This window comes from Polyangium jinanense (assembly GCF_028435365.1).
Window position 1 is genome coordinate 91,218 of sequence record NZ_JAGTJJ010000040.1, and the last position, 10,103, is coordinate 101,320.

The 10,103-nt window shown below is 68.2% G+C and carries 7 protein-coding genes; 6 read left to right on the plus strand and 1 reads right to left on the minus strand.

What is annotated here, in order from left to right:
- Positions 1–220: 220 nt before the first annotated feature.
- From KEG57_RS39255 to KEG57_RS39275, 5 genes are all read left to right on the plus strand, one after another.
- A complete protein-coding gene (locus KEG57_RS39255) occupies positions 221–661 on the plus strand; it encodes a SpoIIAA family protein (RefSeq protein ID WP_272425204.1) in 441 nt (146 codons plus the stop codon).
- 22 nt (positions 662–683) lie between these two features.
- Positions 684–1,787: a terpene synthase family protein gene (locus KEG57_RS39260; RefSeq protein ID WP_272425203.1), complete on the plus strand. Its 1,104-nt coding sequence runs from the start codon at positions 684–686 to the stop codon at positions 1,785–1,787.
- A gap of 33 nt (positions 1,788–1,820) precedes the next feature.
- Positions 1,821–3,632 (plus strand): acyl-CoA dehydrogenase, encoded by a 1,812-nt coding sequence (locus KEG57_RS39265; protein WP_272459456.1) that lies wholly within the window; start codon positions 1,821–1,823, stop codon positions 3,630–3,632.
- Positions 3,633–3,824: 192 nt separating this feature from the next.
- On the plus strand, positions 3,825–5,825 hold the full coding sequence (traA, locus tag KEG57_RS39270) for an outer membrane exchange protein TraA family protein (RefSeq protein ID WP_272425200.1): 2,001 nt from the start codon (positions 3,825–3,827) through the stop codon (positions 5,823–5,825).
- Positions 5,822–7,774, plus strand: coding sequence for an OmpA family protein (locus KEG57_RS39275; protein WP_272425199.1), 1,953 nt, complete (start codon positions 5,822–5,824; stop codon positions 7,772–7,774). The genes traA and KEG57_RS39275 overlap by 4 nt, the downstream gene beginning before the upstream one ends.
- 195 nt (positions 7,775–7,969) lie before the next feature.
- On the opposite strand, the gene KEG57_RS39280 is transcribed toward KEG57_RS39275, so the two are convergent.
- Complete coding sequence (locus tag KEG57_RS39280) at positions 7,970–8,590, minus strand: hypothetical protein (protein ID WP_272425198.1); 621 nt, start codon at positions 8,588–8,590, stop codon at positions 7,970–7,972.
- Between the two features lie 152 nt (positions 8,591–8,742).
- Here KEG57_RS39280 and serA point away from each other — a divergent pair, with 152 nt between their 5' ends.
- On the plus strand, positions 8,743–9,990 hold the full coding sequence (gene serA, locus KEG57_RS39285) for a phosphoglycerate dehydrogenase (RefSeq protein WP_272425197.1): 1,248 nt from the start codon (positions 8,743–8,745) through the stop codon (positions 9,988–9,990).
- The last annotated feature ends 113 nt before the right edge of the window (positions 9,991–10,103 follow it).

Consider the following 10,103-nt stretch of genomic DNA (forward strand, 5'->3'; position numbering starts at 1 on the left):
GGGACGTCGCGGCTGGATGGGGTGTGCATGCCGTACCCACGCCGACCGATGGAATCTTGCTCGCATGCAATGCATGCACGTCGACAATCGCCTCGCACCGAATTTCCCGTCCGTCTCTTGATTTCCTGATGTCCTGATCGACGACGCTACCCGGCATGGCGCGTGCACCCGCGGGGGTGGGCGACCTAGACGCTTTGCCTGGTTGTCGAAAGGCTCTCACGTGCTTCAAGCCACGCAGGAACAAGGGATTCGATACGACATTGGTTCGAGCCGGATGTGCTTCGAGCCGCCGGATACATGCTTCGTGACCTATGTCGGGGACCTCGACGCCGACGTCGTCGCGCGGATGAACGCCGCGCTCGAGGAGACGGTGCGGCAGCGGAAGTCCGTCGATTTGCTCGTGGATCTGTCTCGTACGGGACAGGTGACGGAGCTCGTCCGGCGCCACGCCGTTGGCGGCATGCTGGCCCTGAACCCGCGCGCCACCGCCGTGTTCGGCGCCGATTTCCACCTCCGCGTGGTCGTCTCGATGATCACGAAGGCCATTCGATTGCTCCACGTGGATCTGCGCGGGCAGATCAAGTTCTTCGAGCACGAAATGGACGCGCGCGCCTGGCTTTCCGATGTCAAACGAAAAGAGCTGATGCAACGCAGCGCTTGAGCGCTTTTCGGGGAGAGCGGTCATGCTTGCAGCGATCGAACGGCCCGACGAGACCATCACGGTTTGTCCTGCCAGAGAAATCACGGCGCCTCGCGCGCCCGACCTCGCGCTCGGGATCCCGCGCCACTGGTGGCCGGATCCGCTCGTGAACGTGCACGCGGCGCGGATCGAAGAGGAGACGCTCGCGTGGTTCCGCGAGCTCGGCTTCGGCGAGCGATCGATCTGGATCGTCCGCACCTTCGCGCCGGCCGATTACGCGGGCATGCCGTTCCCGCTCGCGGAGCCGCGCGAGCTCTTGCTCCTCGCCAAGTACCTCTCGCTCTGGCTGCTCTGGGACGACGTCGACGTCGAGGGCCGCGAGCGCACCTTCCCGTTCCGCGGCCCGGCCGTCCTCGAGCCGAGCGCCTCCGGCGTCACCACCCTCTTCGGCGCCACCTGGTCGGCCCTGCTGCGCGAGCTCGCCGAGACCATGAGCCCCGGCTGGATGGAGACCGTCTGCGAGGCCATGGACACCTGGAGCACGGCCGCGCTGAAAGAAGCGCGCACCTCGAAGCAGCGCCGCGCGGGGCTCGCCCGCGTCTCGTACGAAGAAGCCCTCCGCTCGCGCATCGACACGATCGGAATGGCCGCGACGGGCTACCTCCTCGAATACGCGCGCGGCGTCGAGCTCCCACCCGACTTCCACGCGCACGAGACCGCGATCGCCTTGAAGACCCTTTCCGGCAAGATCGTCGGCCTCGGCAACGAGATCTGGAGCCTCGGCAAGGACTGGGCTTCGGGCTACGTCAACGTCATCCTCGCGCTGCGCGAGGAGCGCGGGCTCTCCATGATGGAGGCCGTGCGCCGCATCATCTGCGATCACGACGAGGCCATCGCCGAGTTCGATCGCATCGCCCGCGCGCTCCCGAGCTTCGGCGCGAACTGGGACGCGCACATCGCGACCTGGGTGCAGGACCTGCGGCACGCCTCCCTCGGCTTCACGCTCTGGGAGTCGCGCGCCCCGCGCTACGCCGCGTTCAAGATGCTCGTGAATGGCACGCCGATCGATCCCTCGTTCATCGTGCCCACGTCGCTCGCCCCGCGCGCCGCCGCAAAGGCCGCGTCCGCTTACGCTCCGCACCCTTGACGCCCCTTCGCGGCTGGCATCACGTGCGTCGCGATGCCTGCGACCTCCACGTCCACGAACCCCCTCGTCAGCGATCGATTCGTCGACTTCCTCCTCTTCGAGGTGCTCGACCTCGAAGGCTTGCTCGCCCTTCCTGATTTTGCCGAGCACACGCGCGAGACCGTGGGCATCTACCTCGGCACGGCGCGCAGGCTCGCGCGCGAGCTCCTCTTCCCGGCCTACAAGCCGATGGACGAGGCCCCGCCGCGCCTCGAAAATGGCCACGTGCGCGTCCACCGCGCCATGCACGACATCTATCCGCGCCTCGTCGAGCTCGGCGTCCTCTCGGCCACGCGCCCGCCCGAGGCGCACGGCCAGATGCTTCCGCTCACCGTCGCGAGCCTCGCCACGAGTTATCTCATGGCGGCGAACCTCTCGGCGTACGGTTATATCGGCCTCACCACGGGCGCAGCGCGCCTCCTCGAATCCTTCGGCTCGGACGAGCTCAAGGAGCGCTTCATGGGGCCCCTTTATCGGGGCGAGTGGACCGGCACCATGGCCCTCACCGAGCCCCAGGCCGGCAGCAGCCTGAGCGACGTCGAGACCCGCGCCACGCCCACGGAGCGCGGCCATTACCTCCTCAAGGGCTCGAAGATTTTCATCTCGGGCGGCGATCACGACCTCACCGAGAACATCGTCCACTTGACGCTCGCCCGCATCGACGGCGCGCCGCCCGGCATCAAAGGCGTCAGCCTCTTTGCGATCCCCAAGCTCCGCCCCGAGCGCGGCGCGCTCGTCCCGAACGACGTCGAGGTCGCGGGCGTGATCCACAAGATCGGCTGGCGCGGCCTGCCGAGCCTCGCGCTCAATTTCGGCGAGGCCGGCGATTGCCACGGTTACCTCGTCGGCGAGCCTCACCGCGGCATTTCGTACATGTTCCAGATGATGAACGAGGCCCGACTCATGGTCGGCATGAATGGCGCCGCCACCGCCTCGGTCGCGTTCCACGAATCGCTCGAATACGCCAAGACCCGGCCCCAGGGCCGCAAGCTCGGCGACAAGGATCCGCGCGCCCCGCAGATCCCCATCATCGAGCACGCCGACGTCCGCCGCATGCTGCTCCGCCAGAAGGCCATCGCGTGGGGCAGCCTCGCCCTCCTCGGCCTCACGGCACGCCTCTCCGATCTCGCCGAGCATGCCCAGGACGAGAGCTCCCGCGCGCGCGCCGCCATGCTTCTCGACCTGCTCACGCCCATCGCCAAGAGCTTCCCGGCCGAGCGTGGCTTCGAGGCCAACGCGCTCGCCGTGCAGGTCCTCGGCGGCTACGGCTACACGAGCGAGTACCTGCCCGAGGCGTGGCTCCGCGACCAGAAGCTCAACAGCATCCACGAGGGCACGACGGGCATCCAGTCGCTCGACCTGCTCGGCCGCAAGGTCCCGGCCGTGGGCGGCGCGGCGTTCGGCGCGCTGCTCGAAGAGATCGCGGCCACCTGCGACGGCGCGCGGGACGCGGGCGTGAACCCCGATCTCATCCAGCGCGTCGAGGGCGCGGCGATGGCCATGCGGCAGGTCACGCTCCACCTCGGCGCCCTCGGCGCGCAGGGTGACGTCCGAGGCATGCTCCTGCACAGCGCCGATTACCTCGACCTCGCGTCCACCATGGTCATCGGCTGGACGTGGCTCCGCCTCGCGGCCACGTCGCAAAAAAACCGCGCGGATCGCCCGCAGGATCACGATTTCTACGAGGGCATCGCGTCGGCGGCCCAGTACTGGATTCGTACCGAGCTCCCGCGCGTCGGCTACCTCGCCCAGCTCTGCCGCTCCGGCGAAGATTCATACGAACGCGTACGACCGGAGTGGTTCTGACGTGCAGGAATTCGACGACGACGGTACGTGAGCCCCGGGCCGTCCTCGGGCTCTCGGGTGAGCCCGGGATCTTGTCTGGATCACGCGGCCCATGGTAGTGTCCGCGGCAGTGCCGCGGAGTGCGGCGCGAAGGCCGACGGTGCCATGGAACTCAGACGAATCCTCCTTGCTTCAGTCGCCCTCCTCGCCGCGATGGCTCCTCGGGTCGCGAGCGCCGCGCCGGTCACGATCCCGGAAGGCGTGTCGGACCCGCTGCCCGGCCTCGGCACGGGCCTCTGCGCGGCTTCTGCGATCTCGACGAACTCCACCGCCGATTTCGGCCTGCTCAACCCGGACAACTACAACGGCGCGGTCAACTCGTTCATCGAGGCGCACGCGGTCGATCGTGTCGAGCAGACCATCCGTACGCTGCTCGACCTGTCCAACAACAACGCCTCGAACCAGGCGCTGAGCTACGGCGACTTCCTCGATGCCGCGCTCGATCAGGGGTGCAAGACCGGCGGCTGCGACTTCTTCGTGAACGACACCACGACGTCGTTCGGCAGCCGCATGCGTGGCTTCCTCAACGTCCCCGCGGAGTGGGTCAATCAGCCGATCCATTTCGGGTTTTACGCGGACGATGCCGTCAGCCTGACGATCTACGACAGCAGCGCCGCCGGCTACTCCGTGGTGTTCCGTCCTCCGGCGTTCGGCGCGCCGACGTACCGCCTGACGAACCAGGTCACCTTCCAGAAGGCCGGTCTCTATCCGATCGAGATCCTCTTCGTCGAGATCACCGAGCACGCCGCACTCGAGATGTCTTACTTCATCGGCAACTTCGCTGACTTCGAGCGTCCCGCGAACGCGCCGCCGATCGTGAAGCTCAACGACGCGGGCTTCACGCTCTTCCCCTCGACCATGTTTTTCCAGACGCTCAGCGGCACCCCCGCGTTCCCGGACCTCGGCGTCTGCAAGCAGTGCAAGCGCGAGTTCATCAACCAGCCCGGCAACAACGGCTGCGACCCGGGGTACTACTGCAACGAGGCCGCGCTCTGCGCCCCCTGCGACACCGACAATCTCTGCGGCCCGAGCTGCGTGCAGTGCGGCGGCGACACGCCCTTCTGCGTGAACATCAACGGCAACGTCCAGTGCGGCGCATGCGATACCGACGCGGACTGCGAGGGCGGCTTCACCTGCAACCCCGACACGAAGACCTGCGACGAGTGCAACGACAGCTCCGACTGCCCCAAGGGCGCGGCCTGCATCGAGAACAAGTGTGAGCCTTGCTCGACGAGCGCCGAGTGCGCCGGCGCCTCCTGCAACTGCTGTCCGGACGGCGCGAGCGGTCAGCAGATGAAGTGCGCCCCGCTCGAGCCGAACGGCAACCCGAGCTGCGTCGAGTGCACGACCGACGCCGAGTGCGGCGGCGGCATCTGCAACCTCTCCGTCGGCCGCTGCCAGGGCACGCTCCCCGAGAACAACTCGCCGACGTGTTGCGGCGACGGCTGCGTCAACTGCACCGCGCTCGAGACCATCGTCGTCAACGGCACCGCCCAGCCGCGGTATCCGTTCTGCTTGCCCGGCCCGGTCGGCACCGCGTGCGCCGAGTGCCGCCACGACATGGATTGCGGCGAAGGCGCCTTCTGCTTGAGCGGCACCTGCACCCCCTGCACCCGCGACAAACGTTGCGGCCTGCGCTGCGACAGCTGTGGCGGCAACACGCCCTTCTGCTTCGGCCAGAATGCGGCCGTCGCCGCGTGCGTGCGCTGCGTCGACGACTCGCAATGCGGCGACGGCTCCACCTGCGACACGACGACCCACACCTGCTCGGTCACCGCGGGCTGCATGATCACGTGCGCCGCCGACACGCCTTATTGCAACGGCGAGAGCTGCGTCGCTTGTTACGCCGACTCGCACTGCCCCTGCGGCGGCACCTGCAACCTCTCCACGAACACGTGCACGCCCTCGTGCAAGACCAATGTCGACTGCCTCGGCAGCGACCACTGCCGCTGGAACGAGGCCGAGACGGCGAAGGAGTGCGCGCTCGGCCCCATGCCCGACGGCGTCGATTGCGGTGGCACACTGGCCACGATATGCTCTGCAAGGCCCGGTCGACATGGAGGTGGCGCGCCCGGAGCCGCATTGCTCGTCCTCTCCGTCCTTGGCCTGCTGGGCCGCCGCCGCCTCCGTTCAATCTCCCGAGGTGAGCCGTGAAGCGATCCATCTCGTTCTTGCTCTCGCTCGCGACGCTCGCCGCAGCGCCTGCTCTCGCAGAAGCCGCCGAAGAAGGCCGCTTCGACGCGCAGACCTTCCGCCCCTCCGCGGCGCCGCGTGATCTCGTGATGATCCAGAAGTCCGAGGTCGTCGGCCACCTCTCGCCGACGTTCGGCATCTACACGGACATCGGCCTCGATCCGCTCGCCGTCGCGGCAATCACGACGGGCCAGGAGATCCGCGCCGTCGGCGCGCGCCTCCAGGTCACGGGCCTCGCGGGCATCGGCTTCTTCGACGTCTTCGACATCACGATGGCGATGCCGTTCGTCGCCTGGCAGATGTCCGACAACCTGAGGCCGCTCGGCTCCGAGGGTGAGATCTCGCCGAACGCGCTCGGCGATCTTCGTTTCAACACCAAGATTGCGATCCCGTATCTGAACCGCAAAGCCCAGATCAAAGAGGGCTTCGGCATGGCGCTCACGGGCAACTTGAACCTGCCCACGGGCGATCAGGACGCGTTCGCCGGCGACGGCGCCGTCTCCGGCGGCATGGGCCTCGTCGCGGATTACCGCTTCAACTTCGGCCTGCTCGTCACGGCAAACACCGGCATCTGGTTCCGGCCCGACCGACAGTTTGCCGGGACGAAGGTCGGCGACATGGCGAACTTCGGCATCGGCGCGGAGATGTACGTCGTGCAGCGCTGGGGTTGGTCCGTGCTCGGCGGCGTGTACGGCAGCGTCTCGCTCGTGAAGTTCCCCGACAGCCCCTCGCAGGTGCCGGCCGAGGCGCTCATGGCGATGCGCTGGCAGTGGGCGAGCGGCTTCGGGCTCACGGTCGGCGGCACGTTCGGCGCGAACTGCGGGTTCGGCGCGCCCGTCTTCCGCGCGTTCGCGGGCCTCACGTGGCAGCCTTCGAAGTCGCGCGAGCAGCAGGAGATCGATCGCTTGAAGCAGATCGACAGCGAGGATCCCGATCACGACGGCCTCATCGAAGATGCCGATCATTGCCCCGAGCTGCCCGGCGTCCCGCAGAACATGGGCTGCCCCGACTCGGACTCCGACAAGGACGGCGTCCCCGATCGCGACGACAAGTGCCCGATGATCGCGGGCGGCCGCGGCGGTTGTCCCGGCGCGTACGTCAAGAACGACGAGATCGTCATCCTCGATCAGGTCCACTTCGCGACGGACAAGGACATCATCCTCGACGATTCGAAGAAGGTGCTCGACGCGGTCGTCACGGTCCTCAGGGACAACCCCGAGATTCGCTCTGTCGAGATCGAGGGCCACACGGACGCGCGCGCGGGCGACGTGTACAACCACAACCTCTCGCAGCGCCGCGTCGAGAGCGTCCGGGAGTACATGATCCAGAAGGGGATCGATCCCTCGCGCGTCACGGCGAAGGGGTACGGTCACACCAAACCCATCTACGACGACTCGCAGTGCCTCGGGAAGGACGAGGAGCTCTCGGAAGACTGCAAGTTCATGACCGCGACGAACCGCCGCGTCGTCTTCCGCATCAAGGGCCAGGGCAGCGCGCCCGGCGCGGCCGTGGGCGGCGGCGACACGGTCCTCTCGCCAGGCGACAAGCAGCTCGACGGAGAGGGCGTGATCAACGGGAGCGGCGTGCTGAATGGCGGCAGCACCTTGCCGAGTGGCGGCATTCTGCCGAAGGGGAACGGCGTGCTCGACAAGAAGGATCCGACCCTTCCTGGCAGCACCCTCCCGCGCTCCGGCGAGCAACTGCAGCCCGAGGCGCCGAAGGAGGAAGGCGCGGACAAACCGGCCGACGGCAAGGACAAACCTGCAGACAAACCGGCCGACGGCAAGGACAAACCCAAGCCCGGCGCCGCGCCCGCGCCCACCACACAGAAGCCCGGCGCCGCGCCCGCGCCCACCACACAGAAGCCCGGCGCCGCACCCGCGCCCGCGAAGCCCACCGCGCCGCGCTGATCCCCGAGGCCTCGCTCCGACGAACGGAGCGAGGCCCGCGCCTCCCCCGCCCTCCCCTACATCCTCACGCATCGCGCGCCGCGTCTCCGCGGCCGCCGCGATTTCCTTTGGTGCACAAACGAGACGAGGCCGCGGGCGATCCTCCCCTCGCGGAGGACTCGCGCGCGACCTCGTCTCGGAACGCCCCGCGGCGGGCTACTTCTTCGTCGTGGTCTTCGTCGTGGTCTTCGTCTTCGTCGTCGACGTCGACGACGTCGTGGGCGTCGGCGCCGGCGTCGTCGTCGCCGCGGCCGTGGGCGTCGGCGCCGTCGTCGCCGCTGCGGTCGGCTGCGGCGGCGGCGACTTCACCTCGACCGCCGTGTTCAGCGGCGTCGCCTCCTTCGGCGGGTTCGGATCGGCCGCGGGCACCGGTTCCTGGGCCTTGTCCGCCTCGGTCTTGGCGCCGAGATCGAGCGGCTTGGACGAGACGCCTTCGCGCCGGATCCAGACGATCGCCGTCCCCGTGGCGACCTTGCCGTACGAGGCGTCGGGCAGGCGAATCTCCTCCTCGATCGCCTCGATCACGGCGTCGCCGCCAGCCATGCAGGCGGCCTTGCGGAGCGACCGCAGGCGCTCGGGCTCGGTGCGCGCCCCGGGCTCGCTCTGCACCGGCTCCAGGCGGTGGAACTCCCTGTCGGGCTGGGTCTTGCCCGCGAAGATGGGCATGTCCGTGCAGAACTCGCCGGACGGCGTGCGCATGTCCTGGAAACGCGGAGGAGCCGCGCAGGCAACAAAGATCGCGGCCGTCGCGGCCGAGAAGAGAACGACACGTTGCATGGCTATTTTCTTACCAGTTTCTATGCGCGTCGTGCAAACGTCGCGTCGAGGCAAAAGACACGGCGTGAACGTCCGTCCGAGGTCGGACGGTTTTCCGGCTGGCCTGCGCCCGCCCATGGGGTAGAGATGGCGCCCCCGAACGAGGACGCGCCATGACCATGCCTGCCCCGGCCGAGCTCCCCCGCGACACGATCCAGGTCCTCCTGCTCGAGAACATCCACCCGAGCGCCACGGAGACGTTCAACACCTTCCGCGAGGGGCGCTCTTACGCCATCACCCGGAAGAGCAGCGCGCTCAAGGAAGACGAGCTCATCGCGGCCCTGCCGGGCGTGCAGCTCCTCGGCATCCGCAGCAAGACCCGGATCACGGCCCGTGTCCTCGAAAACGCGCGCGACCTGCTCTCCGTCGGCTGCTTCTGCATCGGCACGAACCAGGTCGACCTCGTCGCCGCCAACGCCCGCGGCGTCCCCGTCTTCAACGCGCCGTTCAGCAACACGCGCAGCGTCGCCGAGCTGATGATCGGCGAGATCATCCTCCTCGCCCGCCAGCTCGGCGACCGCTCGCGCGAGGTCCACGCCGGCGTGTGGAAGAAGGTCGCCGCGCATTGCTACGAGGTCCGCGGCAAGGTCCTCGGTATCATCGGCTACGGGCACATCGGCCGTCAGCTCGGCGTGCTCGCGGAGGCCGTCGGCATGCGCGTGCTCTACCACGACATCGCCGCGCGCCTGCCGATGGGCAACAACCGCTCGGTCCCCTCGCTCGCGGCTCTGCTCGCCGAGTCCGACTTCGTGTCGCTGCACGTCCCCGAGACCCCGGAGACGCGCAACATGATCGGCGCGGCCGAGCTCGCAAAGATGCGCAAGGGCAGCTACCTCCTCAACGCGAGCCGCGGCACCGTCGTGGACATCGCGGCGCTCGTCGCGGCGCTGAAGAGCGGGCATCTCGCGGGTGCGGCGATCGACGTCTACCCCGAGGAGCCCGAGTCGAACACGGATCAGTTCAAGACCGATCTCCAGGGCTTGCCGAACGTCCTGCTCACGCCGCACATCGGCGGCTCGACGGAGGAGGCGCAGGAGGCCATCGGGCGCGAGGTCGCAGCGGTGCTCAGCAAATTCGCGGCAATGGGAGCGACGACGGGCTCGGTGAACTTCCCGCAGGTCGAGCTCCCGCCCGTGAAGGGCACGCACCGCATCCTGAACGTGCACAGGAACGAGCCCGGCGTGCTCCGCGACGTGAACCGCGTCGTCGCCGATCTCAACGCGAACATCGACAGCCAGTTCCTGGCAACCGAAGGCGCGATTGGTTACCTCATCATGGACCTCGAGCAGGACGTCTCCGCCGAGGTGAGCCGCCGGATCGAGGCCCTGCCCTCGAACATCCGGACGCGCGTCGTGTACTGAACCGTGGAGCCGGGGCGCTGCCCCGGACCCCGCGGGGGCTATTCGCCCCTCGACCCGAACCAGGGCAAGCCCTGGACTCGGGGTGGAAGAACTGCGCGATGCGCAGTTCTTCC